The following is a 26,155-nucleotide window of genomic DNA, read 5'->3' as shown; positions in this document are numbered from 1 at the left end:
TACACCACACGCTACCCGCTCTATCTGCAGCTCCACCCGCTCATACTTCCACCACAACCGCTCTACACACGCTAACCGCCCTATCACTGGCCGCATGCGCTCATACTCCCGCCATGGGCGCTCTATAGCATGCGCTAGCCGCTCTATCAACGGCTGCACCCGATCATACTCCTGCCACGACCGCTCTATACCACACGCTAGCCGCTCTATCTGCAGCTCCACCCGCTCATACTTCCACCACAACCGCTCTACACACGCTAACCGCCCTATCACTGGCCGCATACGCTCATACTTCCGCCATGGGCGCTCTATAGCATGCGCTAGCCGCTCTATCAACGGCTGCACTCGCTCATACTCCCGCCACGACCGCTCTATACAACACGCTAGCCGCTCTATCTGCAGCTCCACCCGCTCATACTTCCACCACAACCGCTCTACACACGCTAACCGCCCTATCACTGGCCGCATGCGCTCATACTCCCGCCATGGGCGCTCTATAGCACTATCCGCTCTATCAACGGCTGCACCCAATCATACTCCTGCCACGACCGCTCTATACAACACGCTACCCGCTCTATCTGCAGCACCACCCGCTCATACTCCCGCCACGACCGCTCTATCACTAGCCCCACCCGCTCATACCCCCACCAACCAAAAAAGGCTACCAAAAAAAATCAGGATAGCCGTAATTGACATTTATTTTCACTTCAAACTAAACTCAGCGTAAACGAATTGTTCTCGACAACTCGCCTGCTCTAGATGGTAATTTCAACTTGCGGAACGGCTGATGGTTTACCAAATAAATAGCCTTGGAATAATTGATACCCTTTCGCTTTCAACCATTCAAAATCTTCTACCGTTTCGATCCCCTCTGCTAACGGAATCGAATCCACCGCCAGCGCTTTTTCAAGAAACTCCGCTGCTATAAGTTGCTTATCGGAATCAGTCGCGACACCTTGTACATACTTCATATCGAGCTTCATATAGTTCGGACGAAGGAAAGAGAGCACCTCAACCGTGTTATAGCCTTCTCCCACATCATCGAGCGCATACTCGAATCCTCTTGAGTGATAGTACTCCAAAATGGTTTTTAAATGGTCCATGTCTTCCACTTTTTCCGACTCCACTACTTCAAAAATCAGACGGTGTGGGTCAATTTCTAGATCGTTCGCTAAATTAATCGTCGATCGCAAGCAAAACTCCGGCGAATAGATGGATGTTGGAATGAAATTAATAAATGCTTTTTGCGTAATATGTTTTGCATAGCGAACTGCCGTCAGACGACATACTCTATCAAGAGCATATAATCTACCGCGTTCTTTAGCCGCGGTGAAAATTTCATTCGGATAAATCACTCTACCGTCTTTATGATAGAAGCGCGCGAGTAATTCATACGCATAAATTTCGAAGTCTGGTGTAACAATAGGCTGATAATGGCTCGTCAATTGTTGATCTGAAATGACTTGATCAATCCATTGCATTTCGACTACTTGCATGACTTCAGAGAGCGGCCGCCAGTCGGTTTGGTCGAGACGAAAACGAATAGAATCCATTTCTACTGCATGATCGACACAAAAGTCGTATAATTCTTTTATCCCTTGTTCTTTTACATGAAATGTTTGATCTTCCTGGTTCACTAGCATAAGGACTCGCTTCAAATGATCTTCTATTGAATCGAACAATGCTGTTTGCTTACACTTATCAAATGAAACTTCATACACAATATCCTGAATCACGCAACCTTTACAAGGCATTCATTTCACCCCTTTAGTGTTTGTTTTGAAGAGTATATCATATTTCAGGTGTTGTACTCCCATTTAGGTATAGAAATATAGTTTTTCTAGTTAATTAGCATACCAGTGTTTAGATTACTTTCATTTGTGGAATGACAAGGATATAGAACGTTTATCCGTTTCGACGGAAGTTAGGCGTTCAAGTTAGAAACGCACTTATTATGTGGAGGTGACTAGATTGAAGGTGCTCTTGTATATTAGTGCCGTAGTCGCCGTTGCGGCTTTAGTAGTTATCGCAATTGCTATTATTAAAACAGCCAAAGCGGTCAAAGAAGCAATGACAGATGTAAAAGAAACGATGAAACGTGTGGAACTGAAAGTGGGCGGTATTACGGATAAAGCCGATCAGCTCATGACTCAGACGAACCACATTGCGGATGATGCGAACGCAAAACTGCAATCAGTTGAAGGATTGGCAGCTTCAGCGAAAGAACTTCGCGAATCTACCCAGTATGTGCAGAACTCCATCGCTAAAATGGCGGATCAAGTATCAGCGCCCCCTGGCAAGTATGCCAAGTTGATGGAGCAAACGACCGCATTATCTGAAGCAGCGTCAAAAATGTACTATAAGATGAAACAGAATAACAGAGAGGGGTGAATTTGATGGATTGGGTACTAGGTATAGGCGTACTGCTTATCGGCATCGCGCTACTTATTGTCTCTATCGTGTTAATTAAACCACTTGGGAAATTGACCGAAGTATTGGAAAGTGTCAAGAAGACGACCGATACCCTGCCGTCAACGGTAGAGGAAGTGACGGGTCAGACCCAGCAAATTCTTCATACGACGAATGATACGATCAGTAATGTAAACAAGCAAATTTATGAAGTGACGCCGGTCTTTCAGATTGTTGGAGATGTCGGAGAAGCTTCACGTGAAGTGACGAATGCCGCACTCGATACGACGATTCGGTTTAAGGATCGTGTGGGGAATGCGAGTGAATTTGTCCGCGAGAAAGAGTATAAAGGGTTGTATGGAGTAGCTACGTTGGTGTTTTATTTGATGCAGCAACGTAAAGAGCTAAAAAAGATGCGCCCGTAAGTGGAAGACTTGTTCCGTCCACTCATATAAAACAGACCACTAATTCGCATATGAATTAGTGGTCTTTTATATGCCTATGCATCCATGTTTAAACGTAAATAAAGTAGGTATCGCTATAAAGCCAATTCTCAAATTTTATCTAGTAGATATAGCTTATCTATTTACTTTCTTCTCTTTCCTCAAGAAAATAAGATAAATAAGTTCTAAAAGTCCGATTGTATTGACGATCAGAAGAACAACAAACCAGGCTAACTGTTTATTACGAGCAGAATGCCAAAGGGCTATGCCTTTCCAAATAATTGACCAAATAATGATTACATAAAAAATCGGATTATTATAATGTAAAATCTGGGAAACAGTATCCATCCTTCCACCTCCCTTTTTTAATAAAACAGTGCGATTACTGAATGAGCATCAATACTTTATGCCAAAATCGTACCTATACACCCACCACTTACATCTGTCGGCTTGTTTATAACCTTTTTTCCATTTAAAATTCTGCACGTTACTGTATAAGCATAGTTCTACTAGTCATACGTTCACTACTTGTAAATAGTTTCATTTTGCGAAGGTCGCGAATTTAATCACCTATGCGGTGATGTTCTTATATCATTCTAGTAATTACTGTACAACAGATCTACGTAACCTCCCCCGAACTAAAAAAGACTGAAGAGCAATCCCAATCGGGCTTGACCTTCAGTCTTTGTCAGTACTTAGTAGGACGCATTTTTCGGTGCTGGTAACTTTTTTTGTGGGTCCGCCTGCTCTGCACGATCCTTCGCCGCACTCACAGATTGTTTACGCTTCTTAAAGATATAATAACCTAACATAGCGGAACCGTAGAGACCACCTAGTTTCTTGTTTTGCTCTGATATGTCTGTGTGATCTCCTTTTTGTTGAACAGACGAAGACACGTCCACTAATGAAGACGTTAGTTGGTGTGTAGATTCTCCAAGGTCACCGATTACTTGGAATAATGGAGTCAGATTCTCAATTTTTGTATTGATGTCTGCTAGTGAATCATTGCTGTTTTTAATTAGGTTTCCTGTTTCATCCAAGATACCGTCAAGTTGTTTCGGAAGCGCTCCTACTGTCTGATCGACGTCCTGTAGAATATTTCCAACTTGTTGTAATACTTTAGCGAAATAGATAGCTAAAATGACGAAGGCGATACCGATCAGTATGACGCCAATTCCAACGAGATCCATTCTCAACCCTCATTTCCTTTTACGTATTTTTTACACTCTTCTTGCCGCGTTGCCATGATTCGTAAACTTGGGCACCAAACTCTCCATATTGGATGGCTTGGACAAACTTTTCTGTCCCCGGAAGAGAACCGTCCTCTGCAAACTGCCTCGTCCGCTTGTTTACTTCTTCACTCAAGTACTGGCTTGATCGTCCAATATTTTCGATAGTAGAAAATAAAGGCGTCGTTGCAGCAAGTTTCACTTGAACATCTGTCGCCAGTTGTTCTGTTTCATTTAAGGTTCCATACAACTGCTCAATGCTTTTATCGAGCTCTGCCTCTACCCTTTTTACTGTTCCCATAACGGTTAGCAATAAGTTCGAAGACTTCGTCAGTAACAATGAAAGGTAAATGGCGACAATCAATACGGAGATTGCGATCAATAATAAACCAATGTACGCCATACACACATCCTCCTCTCCAACATACTTAATACATCTTATCATTCTATACCACTCTCAGTTTTTCTAAAACATTAATCATCTAAAGTTCTTTGATGTGAGAGGAGAAAATGGTTTTTTGCATAGCAAGGAAAGAGTACATGCTATTCATGCACAAACAAAAAAATTCTATGCCCCCATATGAGGAAGCATAGAATTTTTTATTAATGCTCATGTCGTCCGACACAACGCTCACATTCGTACATTACAGACTCTTGCTTTTCCTTGAACTGGTTCCCACATTCCGTGCAAACCTTTTCCACCATTTGTCTTTTCTGCTCTGTGTTCTTTTTCATTGTTCATTCCTCCATTCGTTTTTTGTAAACCTCTGTACTGATACAGTAACTTTTATTAATACTAATATATAACAGCATAGTCAGAATTGTCACTCTTTTCAGACGAGAAGCGTTATTTTGCGATAGAATCCAAAAGAGCGCGACGAATGAAGGAAATACAAAAAAAACGAAAGTAATAGAGGCTGGAACGTAACTTAAAAAAACAGTCTGTTTCCCTACACTACACTCTTGATTACTAACGAATTAAACGTTAGAAATACGTTTCAGTGAATTAAAAAAGGTATGAAGATGTCTTCTCCTTCATACCTTTTGAGGGTTTGTCCTAGCCTCCGTTTGCTTCTTTACATCATCACTCCATACACTATTACAGCCGCGATGATGACAAGAGTTATAACAAACACCGTCCATTGCATATTGTCTGGTTTTTCTGGTCTGCTATCCCATTTCTGCATGAATACACGCTTCCTTTCTGGCTTGTTAGTTCCTTATTCATTAGTTTTCCCTCCTGTTTGTAAATTAAACACTATATAGTTGTGTACGGTCTGAATAGAATCTGAATAAAGAATGAAAAAGTATTTTTTATGCTGTTGCAGGATATGAAAGTATTTCCTTTCTATATAAATAGAACAAAAATTGATCGATCCAAGTGATTGAAAGTCCTTTACAATCAAGTAATCGCTTACATTTCTAGATTCTTCTAAATAAAGTCACTATTCTTAAAATAAACGTAGAATCTAGCACTTTCATATGTTCATTCAGTTTTTTTCATGTTATTATGAGTAAACGTTGACTCAATAACGGAGGTTAAATGATAAGTTATGAAGGTGAAAAAAATGGAAACTCCAAGTATTCAAGTAGAAGATATCTTAATCGCTAATCAGCTACTGAAAGACGTCGTAGCTCATACGCCTTTACAGAAAAATGATCGTCTATCGGAAAAGTATGATTGTCATGTGTATATTAAACGGGAAGATTTGCAACATGTCCGTTCCTTTAAATTACGCGGTGCTTATTATAAGATGAAACGCATCGAAACAGAAGCACGTAAAAAAGGAATTGTCTGTGCGAGTGCAGGAAACCATGCACAAGGCGTAGCGTTTGCATGTGCAAAACTTGATATTGACGGCAAGATCTTCATGCCGCAAACTACTCCTAAACAAAAGATCAATATGGTGAAAATGTTCGGACGCGATCGCATTGAAATTATTTTAGTCGGAGATACCTTCGATGATTGTTTCGAAAGTGCGGTCGAATTGATGGAAAAAGAACAGCGTATTTTCATTCATCCATTCAATGACAAGGATATCATTGCAGGCCAAGGATCAGTAGCTGTTGAGATCATGAATGATATTGAAGAGCCAATTGATTACGTATTTGCAAGTATCGGTGGCGGTGGACTGATGTCAGGAATTAGCACGTACATCAAAAACTTGTCTCCGCATACGAAGATGATCGGTGCAGAGCCAGCAGGTGCAGCAAGCATGAAGGCTTCTATCGACGCACAAAAGATCGTACCTTTAGCAACGATTGATAAATTCGTCGATGGTGCAGCTGTCAAATGCGTAGGCAATCTGAATTACGACATTTGCAATACCTACCTTGAAAATATCGTCAGTGTCCCTGAAGGTAAAGTATGTACGGCAATTTTGGATCTATACAATGAACACGCGATCATCGCAGAGCCAGCAGGTGCTCTTCCCATTGCAGCACTCGATTTCTATAAAAATGAAATCAAAGGCAAGTGCGTCGTCTGTGTGATCAGCGGTGGAAATAACGATATCGGTAGAATGCAGGAAATTAAAGAGAAATCGATGATTTACGAAGGGTTGCTGTACTATTTTCTCGTTGATTTTCCACAACGCGCAGGTGCACTTCGCCAGTTTCTTGATGGTGTACTGGGACCGGATGATGATATTACCATGTTCGAGTATACGAAGAAGAATAATAAAGAAAGCGGTCCAGGACTTGTCGGAATTGAAATTAAACACAAAGAAGACTACAACGGCCTGATTGCCCGCATGGAAAAGAACGGTTTCCCTTACAAAGAAGTGAACAAAGATAGTACGTTATTTGGATTGTTGATTTAATAAAAAAACTGCCACAAAAGTCCATACGACTTGTTGTGGCAGTTTTTGTGTTAGAAAATAGTGAATAGAATAGGCGAGTTTAACTTGGACTACATATCTTACTAAAAAGCTATCAAAATCACACACCACTCCCCCTTACCCATTTCACTCCTATATATACATAACGATTGTGAAAGGTTTTCGAAATAAAAATACTGGGTAATTGATTACTAAAACACACATAATTTGCACATGCTATCTGTACATAAGAAGAACTCTTTTTATGAAAACTGCAGAATAGGCGGTGACTCCGAAATGGGACCCAAACATAGTAAATTCAGTATATCCATACTCTTCATAGTTCCCCTGCTACTATTAGCTAGTCTCACGATTCCTTACTTCACAACGATTCAAGACGGTACGGATATCTACCTTCAATCAGAAACCATTACCGAGCAAGATGCTAATGAAAATTATGTCTTGCTTCGCTACGACATCGAAAAAGTACCAAAGGAGCGCATGACTCCTAGCTTAGTGACCGCATTAAAAAAACCAGATGAACTCGGTCAGACTCGAGTATTTGGCGTATTGGAACAAAAAGACGGTGTCGCTGAATTGGTTTCATTAAGCGATAAGAAACCTGCTAAAGGTGTCTATTTAATGGGCTGGCTGGCGCAGACGACCGATCGAGAGTATCGCCAGAACGATCATTATATTGTGAATTTCGGTCTAGACCGCGTCTATATCCCCGATTTCGGCCATCGGGTTGCGGCAGAGAGTGTACAAAATCGCACGATGACAGCGCATTTCAAAGTACTTGACGGCAATAGCATTTTACGCGAATTCCAAACCAATTAAAAGAAGCAAAAAGGAAGAGTACCGTTCTCCCTTTTTGCTTCTTTTTATTATAAACCTAGTGAGATATATTTAACTTCTAAATATTCATCCATACCTTGATGTCCACCTTCACGTCCAAGACCACTTTGTTTAAAGCCGCCAAACGGTGCTTGTGGCGCAGATGGCAAGCCGTCATTCAGACCCACAATGCCATACTCCAACGCTTCACACAGCTGAATTCCCCGTGTAATATTTTCTGTAAAGACATATGCTGCAAGTCCAAAAACTGTATCATTCGCGCGTTCGATGACTTCCTCTTCTGTCTCAAACGTTGCAATCGGCAAGACTGGACCGAATGTTTCTTCTTCCATACACAGCATATCGTCAGTTACATCTTTCAAAACAGTCGGTTGGTAAAATAGACCTTTGATATGTTCACCACCGGTAACGACTGTTGCCCCTTTGGATTTCGCGTCTTTCACATGTTCGTCCACTTTATCGATCGCATCCTGGTCAATTAACGGACCTATTACGACACCTTCTTCTTTACCGTCGCCGACTTTCAATTTCTCCGCTTCTTCTGCAATGCGCTTTGTAAATTCCTCTGCGATCGAAGAATGAACATAAATACGGTTCGCACAGACGCAAGTTTGTCCCGCATTGCGGAATTTCGCCGCCATGACACCGGCTACTGCTTTATCAAGATCCGCATCTGCCATAATCATTGCAGGTGCTTGTCCACCAAGTTCCAATGAAATCTTCTTCATCGTATCGGCTGCACCTTTCATCAACGCCTTACCGATTTCAGTAGATCCTGTAAACGTCAGCTTGCGCACACGGCCGTCTTCCTGCCATGCTTCCGCAATTTCACTCGCACTGCCCGTTACGATGTTCAGCACACCGTCCGGAATACCTGCTTCTTGTGCTAGCTCTATTAAACGAATCGCAGTTAGCGGGGTTTGAGAAGCCGGTTTCATTACGACTGTACAGCCAGCTGCAAGAGCAGGCCCCACTTTACGCGCAATCATGGCGGCAGGAAAGTTCCATGGTGTGATCGATGCAATGACACCGACTGGTTGCTTTTGTACGAATAAACGCTTATTGGATTGCGTAGCGGGAATCGTCTCACCGTAGATCCGCTTACCTTCTTCTGCAAACCAGCTGATGAATCCGTTTGAATAACGTACTTCGCCAAGCGCTTCTGCTAAAGGCTTGCCTTGCTCAGTCGTCATCATTTCGGCTATACTTTGTTCATGTTTTTCAATCAACGCATGCCATTTCATTAAATACGCACTGCGCTCATACGCAGACAACGCTGCCCAGTCTGAAAAAGCCGCAGCAGCTGCATCTACAGCTTGCATCGCTTCCGCTTTTCCGCCTTTAGGTACGGCACCAATTGTCTCACCAGTTGAAGGATTCACTACTTCGATTTGCGGTAGATCCGCACCAATTCGCTTTCCGTTAATGATCATTTCGGTCGTTTCCATCGTTAACCTCTCCTTTATTTAGCATCATTGACACGTTCAACGGGAATATCCGCCACTATATCATTTAATACCCAACTAGCGAGAATTAAACCCGCCACTGATGGACAAAATGCGTTGGAAGCTGGAGGCATTTGTGCTTTTCGGATCGATGCATTGGCATTTCCCACCGTTTCAAGGACGTCTTCGCGCACAACAATCGGGCTTTCATCGGAGAAGACGACAGGTACGCCTTTAGGAATACCTAGCTTGCGCAAACGAAGACGTATTACTTTCGCTAATGGATCCGTATGGGTTTTTGAAATATCAGCAATGCGGAAACGCGTTGGATCAGTTTTATTGGCAGCACCCATGCTCGAAATCACTTTAATTCCGCGCTCGACACATTGCTGGATCAAATGAATCTTATAGCTGATCGTATCCGATGCGTCGATTACATAATCCGGCTCGTACGAGAAAAATTCTTCAGACGTTTCTTCTGTGTAGAACATATGTAGATCGATGACTTCACACTCCGCGTTGATATCCGCAATCCGTTCTTTCATAACAGCGGATTTCGAACGCCCTACCGTCGATAAATAAGCGACCAGTTGGCGATTTATATTGGTGACATCAATCGTATCTTTATCGACCAGAATAATACGTCCAACTCCAGTCCGCGCGCATGCTTCTGCTGCGAATGAACCTACTCCACCGACGCCTAAAATCGCAACGGTCTTTCCTTTCATTCTCTCTACGCCTTCTTTACCTATCGATAATTCATTTCTTGAAAATTGATGTAACATCTAGATCGCATCCTTTATCATAATTTGTATTCACTTTATACTAAAACAGTCACCTGCTCTTGCGCAACTACCTACATTTTAGACAATAAAAAACCTTCTCGCTTATGCAAGAAGGTGAATAGTTGGTAGAAAGTGAAATCCCGACTGTGCCGTCTTTGAATATCGCTTTGAACCCGCTAATAGCAGGTGGGTGTCCTGTATAACTCTTTTGAGGTCCCGATTAAAGGCATGTCATCCAAGCTATAACGTTGAACTCCCGACGATAAGATGTTGGGTCAAAACTAATTTACAAATGACGAACACTTCAGGATTTCTACTAACTTCATCTTATCACACGCTTTTTTATAATTCAATCAATTTGAACAAAGTCTTTAAAAATAGTTATTTACTCACTTTTTTACGGGTTCAGCGACCACTTTAATCCCAAGTTCTTTCAACTGCGCATCATCCACCGTACTTGGTGCTTCTGTCAATAGATCACTCGCACTAGCCGTTTTAGGGAATGCAATCGTGTCACGTAAGTTTGTAGATCCAGCAAGCAACATCACGATACGATCTAGACCGAACGCAATTCCGCCGTGTGGAGGTGTGCCGTATTCAAACGCATCCAACAAGAAGCCAAATTGCTCGCGCGCTTGCTCATCCGTAAAGCCAAGTGCTTTAAACATCGCTTCTTGCACATCACGTTGATAAATACGCAATGACCCGCCACCTAGCTCGTATCCGTTCAACACTAAGTCATAGGCTTGTGCCTTCACAGTTTCGGGGCTAGTTTTCAATTCTTCTACGTCAGCCGGCATGGTGAATGGGTGGTGCGCTGCGTAGTAACGGCCATCTTCCTCGTCGTATTCAAATAACGGCCAATCCGTTACCCATAGGAAATTATACTGAGACTGATCAATTAAATCTAGTTCTTTTCCAAGTTTCAAACGTAATGCGCCGAGTGAATCCGCTACAACAGATTTTTTATCTGCTCCGAATAAGAATAAATCTCCAGGTTTTCCGTCGCCAGCTGCTTTAAGTGCTTCACCGATTTCTCCGTCGAAGAATTTCGCAATCGGACCATTAAAGCCGTCTTCCGTCACTTTCAGCCACGCCATTCCTTTCGCGCCATACACTTTTGCAAACTCGCCAAGTGCATCAATGTCTTTACGTGAATACTTATCCGCTGCACCTTTAACGTTGATCAACTTCACCTGTCCGCCCGTTTCCACTGCACCAGCGAAGACTTTAAATGAAGAGTCTTTGACGATTTCCGATACATCCGTCAATTCCATTCCGAAACGAGTGTCCGGCTTATCTGAACCGAAACGTCCCATTGCTTCATCATATGGAATACGTGTAAACGGAGTTTCAACATCCACTTGTTTAACATCTTTCATTACTTTCTTGATTAAGCGTTCGTTAAGTTCCAAAATTTCTTCGATTGACATAAAACTCATTTCCATATCGATTTGCGTGAATTCTGGTTGACGGTCAGCACGTAAATCTTCATCACGGAAACAACGAGCGATTTGGTAGTAACGGTCGAAGCCGGATACCATCAATAACTGCTTAAACAACTGGGGTGACTGTGGCAAAGCGTAGAATTCACCTTCGTGAACACGGCTTGGCACTAAATAGTCACGTGCGCCTTCAGGAGTCGATTTCGTTAGAATCGGTGTTTCTACTTCCATGAATCCTTCGTCATCCAAGAAGTTACGTACAGTTTTCGTAATGTCTGAACGCATTTTAAACACTTTTGCAAGCTCAGGACGACGCAAGTCTAAGTAGCGATACTTCAGGCGTGTTTCTTCGCCTACATCCGTTTCGTCTTCGATTGTAAATGGCGGGTTTTTCGCTTCGTTGATGACTTTCACTTCTACCACTTGTACTTCGATTGCACCCGTTGCGATGTTTTTGTTCTTCGTACGCTCTTCGCGTTCGATGACGAGACCTGTTACTTCGATGACGTATTCGTTACGCAATGTTTCAGCGATTTCGAGAGCTTCTTTTGAGATGTCCGGATTGAAGACTGTCTGGACGATGCCTGCACGGTCGCGGACGTCGATGAAGATGAGTCCACCAAGGTCACGGCGCTTCTGCACCCAGCCTTTAAGCGTGACTTCTTCTCCGATTTGTAGTTCTGATAAGTTTCCACAATAATGTGTGCGTTGCATAGTGACTACACTACCCTTCTGATGTATGAGTTTTGTTTTTGTTAGTAAAATGGAAAGAGCACACTGGTGTCGCGCTCGGGATTTACGCTTCAGAGGGGACGCGTTCCGGAGGGCCCGCGTTGAGCCAACTAGGTCGCAAGTGCAAAGATATGCTCCTAACGCTTCGCTTTTACTCGCAAAAGCCGTTCTTCGTGACGGCTCTCGCTCCCTTTAGTTGTCTCACCTGTCGGGCTGATCCTCCCGGAGTCGCCCCTCTTACGCTCCAATCCTAAGTGGAGACTATGATTAGTTAGTGACTCCATTGAAATTCATAAGTGACTCAGCTTGTTGCTTCTTAAATCTTTTAAATTCAAATGCAAGAACAGAAACAAATTACGTCCCACTTATAAAGTAGGGATTGGAGTGCAGAGCGGCGACTCCCGCGGGAATAGCAATTACTTCTGCGATTATAAGCGAAGCGTTATGAGCATGAGCCTTGAGACCCCGCAGGAACGAAGTGACGAGGAGGCTCAAGCCATGCCCGCAGGAAAGCGTCCGCCCGGAACGGAAATCCCCATGCCCTATCCTAATTCAATCTTTACTTCTTCAATTCATCGATCAGTTCTTCAACCGGAACTTTCTTCTGCTCGCGGTCTGCCATGTTTTTCAGCTGGACGATGTTTTCGTTCACTTCGTCTTCGCCGATGACGATGACGTGGTTCGCTTTCAAGCGGTCAGCGGACTTCATTTGGGCCTTCATCTTGCGGTCCATGTAGTCCATCTCGCTGCGTAAGCCGTTCTCGCGTAGCTTGCCGAGAATCTCGAAGCCTTTTTCTCGTGCTGCGTCGCCTAGAGTGACGATGTAGACATCGAGTGAAGGTTCGTCTGTAAAGGACTTTTCTTCCGCTTCCAATGCTAGTAAAAGCCGTTCGATGCTGAGAGCGAAGCCGATACCTGGTGCTGCCGGGCCGCCGATTTCTTCAGCAAGTCCATTGTAACGTCCGCCTCCACAAAGTGTGGTGATCGCGCCGAAGCCTTTAGACGTACTCATGATTTCGAATGCGGTGTGGTTATAGTAATCCAGTCCTCGCACAAGATTCGGATCGTATTCGTACTCGATACCTGCAATGTCCAAGTAGTTCTTTACTTTTTCAAAGTACGCGCTTGACTCTTCATTGAGATAATCAGCAAGTGAAGGTGCTGTTTTCATCAATGGGTGTTCTCTATCTACTTTACAATCCAGAATTCGCAATGGATTCATCTCAAGACGGTTTTGGCAGTCCGAACAGAATTCCTCAATATTCGGGCTGAAGTGTGCAATCAACGCTTCGCGGTGTGCGTCGCGTGATTCTTTGTCACCAAGTGAATTCAATACGAGTTTAATATCTGAAAGACCCGTTTGCTTATAAATGTTCATTGCCAACTCGATTACTTCTGCATCGATCGCTGGATCATCACTGCCGATTGCCTCTACGCCGAACTGGACGAATTGACGGTAACGGCCGGCTTGTTGACGCTCATAGCGGAACATCGGCCCCGTGTAGTATAGCTTCACTGGCTGATCTGCGTAGCCAAACATTTTGTGTTCAACGAATGAACGCACGACAGGCGCTGTACCTTCTGGGCGCAATGTCATCGAGCGATCTCCTCGATCGGTGAATGTGTACATTTCTTTTTGCACGATATCTGTCGTGTCGCCGACTGTGCGCTGGAATAATTCCGTTTGTTCGAAAATGGGTGTGCGGATTTCCTTGTAATTGTAGACATCGCAAATTGAACGAGCAATCTTTTCAATGCGCTGCCACTTCCAGGAAACGTCAGGAAGAATATCCTGTGTACCGCGGGGAACTTTAAAATTCATTAATAAAACTCCTTTCGATGATCTGATAATGGGTGAACATTCCGAGAACACAAAAAAGCTCCCATCCCTAATAAAACAGGGACGAGAGCTTGTAGCTTCCGCGGTTCCACCCAAATTGACACACAAGTGCCCACTCGAATCCGGATAACGGCCGGTTCCGTCCACGCCTACTAATTTCAGCATGAATCCTCCGTGGTGTTGTTCGCTTTACGGTTCTGTCAGGGAATTTCAGCCAAGTTCCCCGTTCTCTTTCCAGCCTGTAGTAAAGGTACTTTCCACATCATTGGTGTATGAATTAATTCGATTACTATCTATGTTAGTCGTAACCGCTACTACTGTCAACTTCTTTGACGAATTATAAGCATTGGTTGGAACTGGAAAATGCTCATACAAAACGTGTATCCGCTCTATTGATATCCATAAGCGCTCTATGAAACGTCACGGACGCTCTATCGAACCTGTTATCCGCTCATATATCCGCGTCCAGTGCTCTATCAAACCCCACAACCGCTCATACACTCTACTATCACTTACCTAGACTCAATCATCAGCGTCACAGGCCCGTCATTCGTTAACTGCACGTCCATCATGGCACCAAACTGTCCTGTTTCAACGTGAAGTCCAAGTTCGCGCAACTGTTCATTGAAGTATTCCCACAAAGGTTCTGCTACATCAGTTTTCGCTGCCTCAATAAAGCTTGGACGACGCCCTTTTTGAACATTGCCATACAACGTAAACTGGGAAACAGACAGAATCGCGCCATCTACTTCTGTGATGGAACGATTCAACTTCCCTTCGTCGTCTTCATAAATACGCAAGCCGGCGATTTTATTGGCAAGATAGTTGGCGTCTTGTTCGGTATCGTCATGCGTAATGCCGACGAGCAACACATAGCCAGTTGAAATGGAGCCTGTAATGTCTCCGCCAACTGTTACGGAAGCGTCTTTCGCACGCTGTAATAAAACTCGCATGTTTACACCTCCTATTTAGTTCATGACCCGTTCTACGGAATAAACGTCTTTGATTTGTTTGATTTTATCAACGGTGCGTTGCAAATGCGCGATGTTTTGGATCTTAATCGACATATGGATATGCGCGATGTCATCCTTATCCGCTTTGCCACTCACTGCGATAATCGGCGTATTCATATCGGCAACGACCATCATCACTTCGTTGAGCAAACCTTGTCGATCGAATGCGGAGATTTCAATATCCACTTGGAATTCTTTGCGAACTTGATCGTCTGGCAATGCCCATTGGACCTCGATAATACGTTCCTGCTGTCCTATTTCAGACAATACGTTCGGACAATCGGTACGATGCACGGAAACGCCACGGCCACGTGTAATGAAACCGACAATTTCATCGCCTGGTACCGGGTTACAGCACTTCGAAATACGGATCAGCATATTGTCGATGTCTTTGACGATTACGCCTGATTCCGTCTGTTTCTCTGGTTTTGGCGTTTGAATGTCCGAAACGATTTTATCAATCGTCTCTTTTTGCACGCGTTCCTTGCGCATTCGCTCGGCTAGGCGATTGACTACTTGTTGCGCAGTAATGCCACCGGATCCGACTGCAGCATACAGGTCTTCTTCAGAAGTAAAACTGAATTTATCAATGGTACGCTGCATATTTTCTTTACTCAACGCTTCTTTGATATCATACTCTTCATCTTTCAGTTCCTTCTGAATCATTTCGCTACCTTTGTCGATGTTCTCGTCACGTAATTGCTTCTTAAAATATTGGCGAATTTTATTTTTCGCTTGCGATGTATGGGCCAATTTTAACCAGTCACGACTTGGACCAAACGACTGTTTAGAAGTCAGAATCTCAACAATATCACCTGTCGATAATGATGAATCGAGCGGTACGATTTTACCATTCACTTTCGCCCCGGTCGTCCGGTTTCCAATTTCGGAGTGCACGCGATAGGCAAAGTCAATCGGTACTGACCCTTGGGGCAATTCGACGACATCCCCGTCCGGTGTAAATACATACACCATGTCCGAGAATAAATCGAACTTCAATGACTCCATAAATTCTTGAGCATTGGACGATTCATTTTGAATTTCTAGAATTTCACGGAACCACGTCAATTTCGAATCAATATCACTCGAAAGTTTTGCCACTTGTTTGCCTTCTTTATACGCCCAGTGCGCTGCCACACCAAATTCTGAAATCCTATGCATCTCTTCCGTCCGAATTTGTACTTCGAGTGGATCTCCCGCGGGTCCCACAACCGTCGTATGGATGGATTGATACAAATTTTGCTTTGGCATGGCGATATAGTCCTTGAATCTTCCCGGCATTGGCTTCCATAGTGTATGGATGATTCCAAGCGCAGCGTAGCAGTCCTTAATGCTTTTCACGACAATACGTACCGCCAGTAGATCATAAATTTCATTGAACTCTTTTTTCTGGATAACCATCTTTTGATAAATAGAATACAAATGCTTCGGTCTTCCATGAATTTCTGCGGCGATCCCCATTTCATCTAGTTCGACGCGCATCTGATTCATGACGTCTTTCAAATACTTTTCGCGTTCCGTCCGCTTTTGCTTCATCAGATTCACAATACGATAATATTGTTGCGGATTGGAATAGCGCAATGCAATATCTTCGAGTTCCCATTTGATCGTGGAAATTCCGAGGCGATGTGCGAGTGGTGAGAAGATCTCCAATGTTTCTTCCGACACACGACGTTGTTTCGCTGCCGGAACATGCCTCAATGTCCGCATATTATGCAGACGGTCAGCAAGTTTAATCAAAATGACACGGATATCCTGTGCCATCGCGATAAACATTTTGCGATGATTTTCCGCTTGTTTTTCTTCATTGGACTTAAATTTTAACTTATCGAGCTTCGTTACACCGTCAACGAGCATCGCGACTTCATCACCGAATTCACGAATAATGTCTTCGCGGCTTATTTCCGTATCTTCTACCACATCATGCAAGAAGCCAGCCGCGACCGTTTCCGGATCCATTTGAAGACCCGCTAAAATTCCCGCGACTTGAATCGGATGGTTGATATACGGTTCACCTGAAGTCCTAAACTGTCCTTCATGTGACTTTTCAGCCATTGCATATGCCCGTCTAATGAAATTGACGTGTTCTTCGTTCATATATTTGGCGACCAGGTCGTATATATCTTGTTCTGTCAGGTCTTGATTTTTCGCCATTGACTTACCCCTTTCAACCTATTCCGTAAATATTTAGACAATATTTTTTGTAGTATATGTATAGTATCACCTATATGTAAAGCGAATCAATCCTAGTGCCTATTTTTATATAGCAAGAATCCTTCGCATTAAGCGAAGGATTCCTCTATCAGTACGTAATTAATGCCTTGATGTTTTCATTCGTCAACTTTTCCCGACCGTTCAAGTACGATAGTTCGATCAAGAATGCACAGCCGGCTACTACACCGCCAAGTTTCTCAATCAACTCGACTGTCGCACCGACCGTACCGCCAGTTGCAAGTAAATCGTCGACAATGAGTACACGTTGACCTGGTTTGATAGCATCTTTGTGAATCGTTAACTCATCTTGTCCATACTCTAAGTCATAAAAGACGGAGATGGTTTCGCGTGGTAATTTGCCAGGCTTACGAACCGGTGCAAAACCGATTTCAAGCGCATAGGCTACAGGACAGCCGATGATGAAACCCCGTGCTTCCGGTCCCACGATGATATCTACGTCCAATCCTTTCGCATACTCGACAATTTGGTCTGTCGCATACTTATATGCTTCTCCGTTATCCATGATCGTCGTGATGTCCTTAAAGCTCACACCCGGTTTCGGATAATCGTCTACAGTCGTTACAAACTTTTTTAAGTCCACAATTTTTCCTCCTCAACAGCTTCCGTCTCACGTAAAGAGTCGAATACGTTCTTTAAGTCCTGATACGGAGCATAAAGCAACAACTCTTCCAGTTTGATCTGCTGTTGGCGTTTTTTATAAGATGGCGCTTCTGCCAAATCACGTTTGCCAGCAGAAGTAAGCATCGTCACCTTACCATTCTCTAGTGTAACAAATTCTAGTTCATAAAACACTTTTGTCATAAACTTTATCACATCTTTTTTCCAACCTTTATGTTTGGAAAGCATATCGATTTGATTGTATATATCAAATGTCTCACGTTTCTTCAAAAAGCTGTAATACCAACCAAATTGTTGGCGATCTGGCATTTTTTCAAAGTACATGGAATCATGCACATGCAGATGAAGATACACTCGGTCGGCAAGCGTTGCGGCCATCACTTGCTTCAACTGTTCCTCTGCCTGAGGCATATCGAGCAATACGACAGCAGAAGCTGGATGAAGGGTATCGCGTCCAACTAAAGCAATCGAAATATCTTTTAAAAACGGAGTAAAATATTGGATGGCTTCTTCACTGAACGCGATAAATTGGGCTTGGTCCGGAATCATCGGTAACCATCTAGCAGGCTCTCGTATTCCGCGGTAATCGAATAACTGCCACTCGTCACACTTCACATCTTCGACAAGTAACTGTGCTTTCTTATTACCGTTCCATTCATTAATCTGTAAATCACCTGTTAAACTCAGCTTACTTTGCGGTGCCATTTCGTCAGCCAATGCCCCCGCACCGAAATATATTGCATCTAGCCGTTCATTGTGATCACCCATTTCAAGCTTTAAATGATCTTTCGCTGAACCGATTTTACGAACAGAGATCGTGTCAAGCTGTTCCAATAAGAAAACAGGTTTCGGGAATCCCATTCCGAACGGCCGGATTTTCTCCAGCGCTTCGATAGAGGCAATATCAATTTCATCCAATGCGAGCGGTACATCGATGGATAAAATAGGTTGCAAATCCTCTTTCGTCAATACTTTTTTCGCCTGCTCGTTCAAATTCGAACGCAATAGTTCGACGTCCTCTATTTTCAATGACATCCCAGCAGCCATCGCGTGACCTCCGAAGTGTGGCAAAACCGATGCATTCTTCGATAGTTCCTTATACAAATCAAAGCCCTCAATACTGCGAGCAGAACCTTTCGCCATTCCCGTTTCACGATCGAGCGACAAAATGATCGAAGGACGGTAGTATTTCTCCGTTAGTCTCGATGACACGATGCCGACGACACCTGGATTCCAGCCTTCACCTTCAATGATTAGCACGTGAGGCACATGATCGCCATAACGGACTTCCACTTGCTCTTGCGCTTCCTTTGCGATTTGTTTCACTAATTGTTGCCGTTCTTTATTCAAATCATTCAATTCTTCCGCAATTCCCAGTGCTTGCTGCTCATCTTCCGCCTTTAATAACTCAACCGCTGGATCAGCATCACCAAGTCTTCCCGGTGCATTTAGGCGGGGACCAATCGTAAAACCGATCGTTTCTTCCGATAAAGCATTCTGCTCATGACCGCTCACTTGCATCAACGCCTTAATACCAGGACGTTGTGTTCGGCGTAATCTGCGGATTCCTTCTTTCACCATATACCGATTTTCATCTTCTAACGGTACCAAGTCCGCGATCGTACCGATAGCTACGAATTCCAACAAGTCTAGCGGTGGCTCTCCAAGTAAGGCAGAAGCTAGTTTGAACGCCACACCTACACCAGCGAGTTCGCCGAATGGATACTTGCCTTCCGGATGACGCGGGTGAATAACCGCATCCGCATCAGGTAGGACGTCGCCCATTTCATGGTGGTCCGTCACGATAATCGTCATTCCAAGCGACTTTGCGAAGGCAACTTGCTCAATGCCTGAGATGCCGTTGTCGACTGTAATGAGGACTTCTGTGCCTTCTGTATGAGTTGTGCAAAGAAGTCGCTGTTCGGTCCGTAACCGTGTTCAAAACGGTTCGGGATGGCAAAGTTCACCTTTGCACCGAGACGTTCGAGCGCTGTCAAGAGCACCGTGACACTTGTTACGCCATCGCAGTCATAATCTCCATATATTGTAAGTTGCTGTTGTGTGTCGATTGCATATTGAATGCGATCGACGGCTTTTTGCATGTCATGTAATAAAAAAGGATCATGCAAGTTGGATTCATCCATATATAGGTACGCGTTTGCTTGTTCGCTTGTAGCAATTCCGCGTGCGACAAGTATTTTCGTTAGCATGGTAGAAAGTTTCAAGTCCTTTGCTAGCTGGTTGACAAGTTCTTCATCTGGCCGATCGATTTGCCATCTTTTTTTTGATTGTATCAATGCTTTCACATCCTCTGTTCTTATTATAGCTAATGTGGGGGGAGACTAAAAGGAAACGGGATGGAAAGAGTGGGATGGCATCGGGAGACTGCATACCAATGAGCGAAACGTAGAAATGAACGCAAAAAACCACCGCAACAAGTCGCTACATACGACTCACTGCAGTGGTCCACTTGCTACTAAACTTCTCTCGGTGGAACAATCGATGCCTCAACTAACGGTGGCTCCGTCAAGGCATCGATTCGCTCCTCCATCTCTTGCATCTGTCTTTGCTGCGCAGTCAATTCCCTCTCCTTCAATTGCAACTGCTTCTCCAATTCCTTCACACGTCGTCCACTTCGATAGGACTTATAAATAGCAAAGAACCCACTAATAATCGCACCAAGCAACGCTGACCCAAGAATAATTAATACAAGCGGAATCATCTCTGTACCAAAGAAATAATTAACCGGAACAGATTCTACATTAAAAACTGCAAATAATGCGATCAACACAGCAAATAACAAACCGACTAAAACCGTCCACTGAAATTTCATAGTGATCGTTCCTCCATTCAAAAAAGCAGGATATACCGAAGTATACCCTGCCTTGAATATGGTTCAAACGTATTACACAACCGGTTCGTCTGAGCCCCATTGTTTTTTCTCTTTTTCTACTTTTAATCCGCCACTCTTCAAAATTTGCTTTTTCTTTAAATCGAACCAAAGTTGCGCAGAGATGAAGATGGAAGAATACGTACCTGCAAGCAAACCGATCAATAATGCGATGGAGAACGGTCGAATCGATTCTGCACCGAGCGCCATTAATGCCACTACAACGAAGATTACTGTCAGAACGGTGTTAACCGAACGGCCAAGCGTCTGCCGCAATGATTTATTGACAATCGTTGCTAATTCTTTTTCTTCGCTAATATGTTTCGAACGGTTCAAGTTCTCACGTATTCTGTCAAAGGTGACGATCGTATCGTTAATGGAGTAACCGACAATCGTCAGTACCGCCGCAATGAATGTGATGTCTACTTCGAGCCGCAAAATACTAAAGACGGCAATCATGAAGAACGCGTCATGTAGTAAACCAATAATCGCTGCCAGACCCATGCGCCATTCAAAACGTAACGCTACATAGATGATAATCCCAATAGCCGCAAATCCAAGTGCATAAATCGCATTACGCACGAGCTCTTTACCTACCTTATTGGAAACTGTTGAAACGTTCGGCTCTGAACCAAATGTTTCAGATAACTCTTTTTTGATCTTATTGACTTCTTCTTGCGTGAAGTCTTCTTTATATCGTGCAACCGCAATGTTCTTTGCATCGCCTGAAATGACGACGTCAGACGTTGGGTGGCCGATGTCTTCAAGAAGATTCGTTACTTCCGTCTCATCTAGCTGTTGTTCAGCAAGTATTTCCACACGTGTACCACCAGCAAAGTCAATCCCCAAGTTGAGCTTGAAGACGCCAAGCATAATCGCACCGACAATCAATAGGATAATAGAGAGTGTATAGAAACGTTTTCTTGAATGAACGAAATCGAAACGGTCGAATTTGGTTGTGAGATCAAGTGTTTCATAGCCTTCATCTGCTGAATGAACATGTTTTTTGTTCAATCCGAACCAGCCAACTTTATTGTCAAGGTATCCACTGTGAACGAGTAGTCCGAGCAATAGACGAGATCCCCAAACGGCTGTCAGGAAACTGACCAAGATACTGATAATGAGCATCGTTGCGAACCCTTTAACCGAGCTTGTCCCGAAAATGAACAATACGACTGCCGCAAGAATTGTCGTGACGTTTGCATCGAGTATTGCGGCGAACGAAGATCTCGCTCCAGCTGTAAAGGACGTTTTAACTGATCGTCCGACACGTAACTCTTCTTTGATCCGCTCATAGGTTATAATATTGGCATCGACTGCCATACCGACCCCAAGCATTAATGCTGCGATACCAGGGAGCGTCAACACCCCATTGATCAATGTAAACACTAGCAAAATTAAGAAGATATAAACAGACAACGTGACAACTGCCACAATCCCTGGCAAACGGTAATAGAGTACCATAAAGATAAAGATTAAGCTGATCCCGACAATTCCAGCAAATATCGTTTTATCCAACGCTTGTTCACCGAACTGTGCACCGACAGAAGTCGAGTAAATTTCCTCTAAATGAACGGGTAATGCACCTGCGTTCAAAATACCAGCCAAGTTTTTCGTCTCTTCAATAGTGAAGTTTCCTGAAATTTCGACATTTGAAGAGTTGATTGTGCTAGCAACATACGGAGCCGAAATAAATGCGGGGTCCGGTTTTGCAGCTTCTTCAGCAAAGGAGTTTTCACCTTCAATGAAGTCCATCCAAATAACTAGCACGTTGTTTGGCTTCATGGCTGCAATTTCAGATGTTACTTCTCCAAATTTATTTGGATCTTTCATTTCTAATGTAACAACAGGATTGTTATTTTCATCGAAATTGGCTTTTGCTTTACCTGCTTTCAAATCATTACCGTCTAGCATCAATTCGTCATCCGCATTACGGAAGGAAAGATTGGCTTGAGTGGATAATAATTCGCGGGCAGTTTTCTGATCTTCTACCCCTGCAAGCTGTACTCGGATTCGGTTGTTTGATTCGATTTGAATGCTTGGTTCATTTACACCGAGCACGTCAATACGATTCGTCAATGCACGAGCGGTATCGGCAACCGTCGACTCCGTAATCTTTTGTCCTTCTTTCAATGGTTCCACTTGGTAAAGAACCTCGAAACCACCCTGCAAGTCAAGACCTAGCTTGACATCTTTTAAAATCGGACTCGTCGTGGAAAATATCGTTGATGCCAAAATGACGATAAGCAGCAAAAACGCGACGATCCTTCCTCTGTTTTTCATATTTCCTTTTCCCCCTCATATACTAGAGCGGCATAGCACCTGTTATGTACTTTCTTCTCTCATTGTACAACATACCAATTATGAAACAGTAGGTTGTCCGTGTCAAATACTTCATGATAAGAATTGCAAATCAATCCATTTTTTTGGGCGAAAATAACACAGACCATTCTTCTTTACTCAATTCCAACACGTCTTCACTGTTTCGTTGAGCTTCTGTTTGCGTATGGGTCATGAACTGTGCCGCAGTAATTGCCAAAACATCTGCAATCATTTCATACGAACGCATCGCAGAAATTTCTTTTTTCCGCCACTTCTTTTCCACTAAATATTTCAGTAAATCTTCTTCCGTAATCTCCGAGTAGCCATAAAACGTCAATTCTTGCTTTTTGCTTTCTAGTGCAGGGAGCAACTGTCTGTACAAATCTGTCCACTGTTGTTCCAATGCCACTTCCCCCCTCGTGAATAGTTCCGGAATAAACTTCATTATATCACATACACTTAACTATATTTGGGTTTTGCACAAGCATTCATAGTAAATCCGAAAACGTGGCAAATCAGAAGGAGTGGTGTAGGGTGTCATCATTTATTCGGGGGACGATCTTTTTGATGGCGGCCGTGTTTTTATCAAAATTACTCGGCTTCGTCTATCGAATTCAATTTATGCGGGTTGCAGGAGAAGAAACCGTCGGGATCTATATGACCGCATACCCGGCGTTCATCTTTTTCCTATCCTTAGTACAGCTTGGTGTACCTATTGCGATTGCGAAAGTCATAGCGGAAATAAAAGCGCAAGGTGGTACGGTACAGTTACGACAAGTTATGAGAACCGCCACATTTATCACCATTTTATCCGGTGCAGTCTTCATTCCCGCAAGTATTCTGTTTATTCCTTTCCTAGCTGGGACTTTACTCGGTAACAGCGCGACTGCCACTGCGTTGTATGTAGCCCTCGCCATCGTACCTATCGCTTCACTTGGTGGGTTAATCAGAGGATATTTCCAAGGGATTTCCCGTATTGAAGAAACTGCCTGGGCACAAGTCATCGAACAAATCTTCCGGATTTTATTGATCACATGGATGCTTCCGTACATTCTAGCTCCTGAAGATCCGATGATGAATGCAGCATATGCTATGGCGGTGACATTCCTCGCTGAAGTCGTATCGGTACTTTATCTTCTGTACAAATACCGTCAGCAGCAAAAGAAAGAACCGAAGCCACAAAAAAAACAACCGCGCTATCCGATGGAGCCCATTCTTGAAGTGGCACTTCCGTCGTCAGGCAGTCGTCTATTCGGGACGTTCACATGGTTCCTCGAGCCTATCATCTTTTTACGCGCCCTCTCTATGGCAGGCGTCGGAACAGTAGCCGCAACATCCTTGTATGGAGTCATTTCCGGGGTACTTATTCCGCTTTTATTGTTTCCCGCATTCATTCCGTATGCATTATCTGTCGTGCTCGTTCCAGCGGTCAGTGGCGCAGCCGCATCTAGCAACGTCAAAAAGTTGCAAGAACGTATTCATTTAGCATTGCGTTTATCCGCCTTAACGGGCGCATTTGCGGCTACTGTTTTCTATATGCACGGGCAAGCACTTGCTGAAAAACTGTTTCACATTGTAGATGGCGGCAGCTATATGACATTGCTTGCACCGATCTTCTTCTTTTATTATATTCAAAGTCCACTCTACTCGATTTTACAAGCGACGGGCGATGCGAAAGCTGGCATGATGAACTCGGTCTACGGAGGGATTGCAAAACTTGCGGTGATGTTCATCTTGGCGTCTCAACCAGGACTTCAAGAAACTGGCGCAGTTCTCGCAATCGGTTTCGGTGTACTTGTTACATCTTTCCTGCACATTGCCACACTCCGTCAAAACAAATCGACTGCCACTGGATTTTCGATGTTCGCGATGACCTATATCGTATTCTTGCTAACCGTCATCATCCGCCCGATTTTCATACCTATCGGTTCGCATCATTTATTTATCGAATGCGCCATTACGTCCGGCATACTGTTCGCTTTATTATTACTAACAAGACAAATCAAAACACAAGACTTTGTCATGCTACGGAATTTAGTTAAACGCTATTAATCAAGTTTCAATTGTACTCTTATTTGACCTTGTTCATATGAGCAATAGAAAACCCTACTCAAATCGGTGACGTTTTTTGCATGCAACTCTTGCAACAACCATTCTTCTGTCTTGCCGATCAACTCCAGATGATCGGGCTGAATTTCACCGTCGAGCACCAGTCCGACAATCGGCAAGTCCCCATCTTTTGTGAATACAGATAAATTCCCAGAAGATTCGAGATACGCAAACGTTACATTGTGAATCGACCCGACTTGATTTTCGCGTAATTGTTGAAACAAGTCATCGAGATTATAACGCTGTTTACGCATCTCTTCTTCTTGGATTACCCCATGCCGAATAATTAGCGAAGGATCTCCATCAACTAGATCTCGAAACTTTTTACTTTTTAAAGAAATCATAGACGAAATATATTGAATGATCAGCAATAGAAGTATAGGCAGGATCCCTTTGATAATGGGTTTATCGGGAGATTCTACAATCATCGCAGCTACTTCCGCCATAATTATGAAGACGACGATATCTATTACACCCAATTCACCGACTTCTCGTTTCCCCATTATACGCAATATTACAAGAAGAAAAATATATAAAAATACCGTACGCAATCCGATGATGAGTAACTCATGCACAGCCTATCTGCCTCCTTCACACTTAGTGTGCCGGCAGATCTTTTTTCTATACGTACACAAATAAAAAAGCGGCAATCTAAGGATATACCACTAGATAACCGCTTTTACTTATGATGCTGTTACAACTCTGCCTACTGCTTGCTTATCAAAACGCAAAACTGTAGTGTCAGATACACGCAAGAAAACAGACGTCTCATCTACTGCATCCACAGTTCCGTGAATACCACCGATTGTTACTACTTCGTCTCCACGCTTTAAACTAGTTTGCATCTCTTTCGCTGCCTTTTGTCTCTTTTGTGCAGGACGAATGAGTAAAAACCACATAATAGCTACCATGATTACTAGTGTAAAAATACCACCGTATTGCTCCATCATTCTATATTTTCCC

Annotated in this window: 25 protein-coding genes, 1 other RNA gene and 1 other annotated feature; of the genes, 5 read left to right on the top strand and 21 right to left on the bottom strand. The window is 43.5% G+C overall.

All coding sequences use genetic code 11. The annotated features are described in order from the left end of the window. Together CSV63_RS16485 and CSV63_RS08135 are read right to left on the bottom strand one after the other, a co-directional pair. Nucleotides 1-345: hypothetical protein (locus CSV63_RS16485; RefSeq protein ID WP_158233935.1), on the bottom strand; the 345-nt coding region annotated here is incomplete at its 3' end. A gap of 410 nt (nucleotides 346-755) precedes the next feature. Beyond that, entirely contained in the window at nucleotides 756-1,754 is a 999-nt protein-coding gene (locus CSV63_RS08135) for an EAL domain-containing protein (RefSeq protein ID WP_099695384.1), read from the bottom strand. 223 nt (nucleotides 1,755-1,977) lie between these two features. On the opposite strand from CSV63_RS08135, the gene CSV63_RS08130 reads away from it, so the two are divergent. Together CSV63_RS08130 and CSV63_RS08125 are read left to right on the top strand one after the other, a co-directional pair. Beyond that, nucleotides 1,978-2,391 carry a DUF948 domain-containing protein gene (locus CSV63_RS08130; protein ID WP_233191996.1) on the top strand — a complete coding sequence of 138 codons (414 nt, stop codon included), beginning with the start codon at nucleotides 1,978-1,980 and terminating at the stop codon, nucleotides 2,389-2,391. Nucleotides 2,392-2,396: 5 nt separating this feature from the next. Continuing rightward, the gene (locus tag CSV63_RS08125) at nucleotides 2,397-2,834 is read left to right on the top strand and encodes a DUF948 domain-containing protein (protein WP_099695382.1); all 438 of its coding nucleotides are present in this window, start codon (nucleotides 2,397-2,399) and stop codon (nucleotides 2,832-2,834) included. A gap of 153 nt (nucleotides 2,835-2,987) precedes the next feature. Here the strand turns inward: CSV63_RS08125 and CSV63_RS08120 are convergent, their stop codons facing one another. The 4 genes from CSV63_RS08120 to yhfH all read right to left on the bottom strand — a co-directional run bounded on the left by CSV63_RS08120 (nucleotide 2,988) and on the right by yhfH (nucleotide 4,816). Beyond that, on the bottom strand, nucleotides 2,988-3,200 hold the full coding sequence (locus CSV63_RS08120) for a DUF5652 family protein (RefSeq protein ID WP_099695381.1): 213 nt from the start codon (nucleotides 3,198-3,200) through the stop codon (nucleotides 2,988-2,990). A gap of 347 nt (nucleotides 3,201-3,547) precedes the next feature. After that, nucleotides 3,548-4,042, bottom strand: coding sequence for a DUF948 domain-containing protein (locus tag CSV63_RS08115; protein ID WP_099695380.1), 495 nt, complete (start codon nucleotides 4,040-4,042; stop codon nucleotides 3,548-3,550). A gap of 19 nt (nucleotides 4,043-4,061) precedes the next feature. Further along, entirely contained in the window at nucleotides 4,062-4,484 is a 423-nt protein-coding gene (locus CSV63_RS08110; RefSeq protein ID WP_158233933.1) for a DUF948 domain-containing protein, read from the bottom strand. 200 nt (nucleotides 4,485-4,684) lie between these two features. Continuing rightward, on the bottom strand, nucleotides 4,685-4,816 hold the full coding sequence (yhfH, locus tag CSV63_RS08105) for a protein YhfH (RefSeq protein ID WP_099636683.1): 132 nt from the start codon (nucleotides 4,814-4,816) through the stop codon (nucleotides 4,685-4,687). Between the two features lie 833 nt (nucleotides 4,817-5,649). Between yhfH and ilvA the strand changes: the two genes are divergently transcribed. Next, nucleotides 5,650-6,903 carry a threonine ammonia-lyase IlvA gene (ilvA, locus tag CSV63_RS08100; protein ID WP_369823810.1) on the top strand — a complete coding sequence of 418 codons (1,254 nt, stop codon included), beginning with the start codon at nucleotides 5,650-5,652 and terminating at the stop codon, nucleotides 6,901-6,903. Nucleotides 6,904-7,197: 294 nt separating this feature from the next. Next, on the top strand, nucleotides 7,198-7,740 hold the full coding sequence (locus CSV63_RS08095) for a GDYXXLXY domain-containing protein (protein WP_158233932.1): 543 nt from the start codon (nucleotides 7,198-7,200) through the stop codon (nucleotides 7,738-7,740). Between the two features lie 47 nt (nucleotides 7,741-7,787). Here the strand turns inward: CSV63_RS08095 and CSV63_RS08090 are convergent, their stop codons facing one another. The 13 genes from CSV63_RS08090 to CSV63_RS08035 all read right to left on the bottom strand — a co-directional run bounded on the left by CSV63_RS08090 (nucleotide 7,788) and on the right by CSV63_RS08035 (nucleotide 23,486). Continuing rightward, complete coding sequence (locus CSV63_RS08090; protein ID WP_099695376.1) at nucleotides 7,788-9,206, bottom strand: NAD-dependent succinate-semialdehyde dehydrogenase; 1,419 nt, start codon at nucleotides 9,204-9,206, stop codon at nucleotides 7,788-7,790. 14 nt (nucleotides 9,207-9,220) lie between these two features. Then, nucleotides 9,221-9,988: a tRNA threonylcarbamoyladenosine dehydratase gene (locus tag CSV63_RS08085; protein WP_099695375.1), complete on the bottom strand. Its 768-nt coding sequence runs from the start codon at nucleotides 9,986-9,988 to the stop codon at nucleotides 9,221-9,223. Between the two features lie 133 nt (nucleotides 9,989-10,121). Then, nucleotides 10,122-10,302, bottom strand: a non-coding RNA gene (gene ssrS, locus CSV63_RS08080) — 6S RNA. A gap of 75 nt (nucleotides 10,303-10,377) precedes the next feature. Then, complete coding sequence (gene aspS / locus CSV63_RS08075; protein WP_099695374.1) at nucleotides 10,378-12,147, bottom strand: aspartate--tRNA ligase; 1,770 nt, start codon at nucleotides 12,145-12,147, stop codon at nucleotides 10,378-10,380. Nucleotides 12,148-12,724: 577 nt separating this feature from the next. Further along, a complete protein-coding gene (gene hisS, locus CSV63_RS08070) occupies nucleotides 12,725-13,987 on the bottom strand; it encodes a histidine--tRNA ligase (RefSeq protein ID WP_099695373.1) in 1,263 nt (420 codons plus the stop codon). Nucleotides 13,988-14,061: 74 nt separating this feature from the next. After that, nucleotides 14,062-14,280: a binding site (T-box leader), on the bottom strand. Between the two features lie 237 nt (nucleotides 14,281-14,517). Next, complete coding sequence (gene dtd, locus CSV63_RS08065; protein WP_099695372.1) at nucleotides 14,518-14,958, bottom strand: D-aminoacyl-tRNA deacylase; 441 nt, start codon at nucleotides 14,956-14,958, stop codon at nucleotides 14,518-14,520. 15 nt (nucleotides 14,959-14,973) lie between these two features. Beyond that, a complete protein-coding gene (locus CSV63_RS08060; protein WP_099695371.1) occupies nucleotides 14,974-17,172 on the bottom strand; it encodes a RelA/SpoT family protein in 2,199 nt (732 codons plus the stop codon). Nucleotides 17,173-17,320: 148 nt separating this feature from the next. Next, nucleotides 17,321-17,833 (bottom strand): adenine phosphoribosyltransferase, encoded by a 513-nt coding sequence (locus CSV63_RS08055; RefSeq protein WP_099695370.1) that lies wholly within the window; start codon nucleotides 17,831-17,833, stop codon nucleotides 17,321-17,323. After that, the gene (gene recJ / locus CSV63_RS08050) at nucleotides 17,824-19,746 is read right to left on the bottom strand and encodes a single-stranded-DNA-specific exonuclease RecJ (RefSeq protein ID WP_369823813.1); all 1,923 of its coding nucleotides are present in this window, start codon (nucleotides 19,744-19,746) and stop codon (nucleotides 17,824-17,826) included. Before recJ ends, CSV63_RS08055 begins: the two co-directional genes overlap by 10 nt. Next, on the bottom strand, nucleotides 19,683-20,168 hold the full coding sequence (locus tag CSV63_RS17000) for a single-stranded-DNA-specific exonuclease RecJ family protein (protein WP_369823809.1): 486 nt from the start codon (nucleotides 20,166-20,168) through the stop codon (nucleotides 19,683-19,685). The genes recJ and CSV63_RS17000 overlap by 64 nt, the downstream gene beginning before the upstream one ends. A 179-nt stretch (nucleotides 20,169-20,347) precedes the next feature. Continuing rightward, nucleotides 20,348-20,704 (bottom strand): LapA family protein, encoded by a 357-nt coding sequence (locus tag CSV63_RS08045; RefSeq protein WP_099695369.1) that lies wholly within the window; start codon nucleotides 20,702-20,704, stop codon nucleotides 20,348-20,350. A gap of 72 nt (nucleotides 20,705-20,776) precedes the next feature. Next, a complete protein-coding gene (gene secDF, locus CSV63_RS08040; protein ID WP_099695368.1) occupies nucleotides 20,777-23,044 on the bottom strand; it encodes a protein translocase subunit SecDF in 2,268 nt (755 codons plus the stop codon). 130 nt (nucleotides 23,045-23,174) lie between these two features. After that, nucleotides 23,175-23,486 (bottom strand): post-transcriptional regulator, encoded by a 312-nt coding sequence (locus CSV63_RS08035; RefSeq protein ID WP_158233931.1) that lies wholly within the window; start codon nucleotides 23,484-23,486, stop codon nucleotides 23,175-23,177. A 131-nt stretch (nucleotides 23,487-23,617) separates the two neighbouring features. Here CSV63_RS08035 and CSV63_RS08030 point away from each other — a divergent pair, with 131 nt between their 5' ends. Then, entirely contained in the window at nucleotides 23,618-25,135 is a 1,518-nt protein-coding gene (locus tag CSV63_RS08030; RefSeq protein ID WP_099695366.1) for a putative polysaccharide biosynthesis protein, read from the top strand. Here CSV63_RS08030 and CSV63_RS08025 read toward each other — a convergent pair. Both CSV63_RS08025 and yajC read right to left on the bottom strand, forming a co-directional pair. Then, the gene (locus tag CSV63_RS08025) at nucleotides 25,132-25,767 is read right to left on the bottom strand and encodes a DUF421 domain-containing protein (protein WP_099695365.1); all 636 of its coding nucleotides are present in this window, start codon (nucleotides 25,765-25,767) and stop codon (nucleotides 25,132-25,134) included. The two genes, CSV63_RS08030 and CSV63_RS08025, sit on opposite strands and share 4 nt — an antisense overlap. Before the next feature lie 108 nt (nucleotides 25,768-25,875). Continuing rightward, nucleotides 25,876-26,139: a preprotein translocase subunit YajC gene (yajC, locus tag CSV63_RS08020; protein ID WP_099630010.1), complete on the bottom strand. Its 264-nt coding sequence runs from the start codon at nucleotides 26,137-26,139 to the stop codon at nucleotides 25,876-25,878. Nucleotides 26,140-26,155: the final 16 nt, after the last annotated feature.

The organism is Sporosarcina sp. P34, assembly GCF_002743375.1.
Lineage (GTDB): Bacteria > Bacillota > Bacilli > Bacillales_A > Planococcaceae > Sporosarcina.
Note: the sequence above shows the minus strand (reverse complement) of the source record. Positions and strands in the feature narration are given on the sequence as shown.

Excerpts from the sequence above, each read along its gene's own strand:
- ilvA (WP_369823810.1), top strand. The coding sequence starts at position 5,650 with ATGGAAACTCCAAGTATTCAAGTAGAAGATATCTTAATCGCTAATCAG.
- secDF (WP_099695368.1), bottom strand. The coding sequence starts at position 23,044 with ATGAAAAACAGAGGAAGGATCGTCGCGTTTTTGCTGCTTATCGTCATT.
- CSV63_RS08120 (WP_099695381.1), bottom strand. The coding sequence starts at position 3,200 with ATGGATACTGTTTCCCAGATTTTACATTATAATAATCCGATTTTTTAT.
- CSV63_RS08095 (WP_158233932.1), top strand. The coding sequence starts at position 7,198 with ATGGGACCCAAACATAGTAAATTCAGTATATCCATACTCTTCATAGTT.
- aspS (WP_099695374.1), bottom strand. The coding sequence starts at position 12,147 with ATGCAACGCACACATTATTGTGGAAACTTATCAGAACTACAAATCGGA.
- CSV63_RS08060 (WP_099695371.1), bottom strand. The coding sequence starts at position 17,172 with ATGGCGAAAAATCAAGACCTGACAGAACAAGATATATACGACCTGGTC.
- dtd (WP_099695372.1), bottom strand. The coding sequence starts at position 14,958 with ATGCGAGTTTTATTACAGCGTGCGAAAGACGCTTCCGTAACAGTTGGC.
- CSV63_RS08085 (WP_099695375.1), bottom strand. The coding sequence starts at position 9,988 with ATGTTACATCAATTTTCAAGAAATGAATTATCGATAGGTAAAGAAGGC.
- CSV63_RS08110 (WP_158233933.1), bottom strand. The coding sequence starts at position 4,484 with ATGGCGTACATTGGTTTATTATTGATCGCAATCTCCGTATTGATTGTC.
- yajC (WP_099630010.1), bottom strand. The coding sequence starts at position 26,139 with ATGGAGCAATACGGTGGTATTTTTACACTAGTAATCATGGTAGCTATT.
- CSV63_RS08045 (WP_099695369.1), bottom strand. The coding sequence starts at position 20,704 with ATGAAATTTCAGTGGACGGTTTTAGTCGGTTTGTTATTTGCTGTGTTG.
- CSV63_RS08115 (WP_099695380.1), bottom strand. The coding sequence starts at position 4,042 with ATGGATCTCGTTGGAATTGGCGTCATACTGATCGGTATCGCCTTCGTC.
- CSV63_RS08125 (WP_099695382.1), top strand. The coding sequence starts at position 2,397 with ATGGATTGGGTACTAGGTATAGGCGTACTGCTTATCGGCATCGCGCTA.
- CSV63_RS08135 (WP_099695384.1), bottom strand. The coding sequence starts at position 1,754 with ATGCCTTGTAAAGGTTGCGTGATTCAGGATATTGTGTATGAAGTTTCA.
- hisS (WP_099695373.1), bottom strand. The coding sequence starts at position 13,987 with ATGAATTTTAAAGTTCCCCGCGGTACACAGGATATTCTTCCTGACGTT.
- CSV63_RS08090 (WP_099695376.1), bottom strand. The coding sequence starts at position 9,206 with ATGGAAACGACCGAAATGATCATTAACGGAAAGCGAATTGGTGCGGAT.
- yhfH (WP_099636683.1), bottom strand. The coding sequence starts at position 4,816 with ATGAAAAAGAACACAGAGCAGAAAAGACAAATGGTGGAAAAGGTTTGC.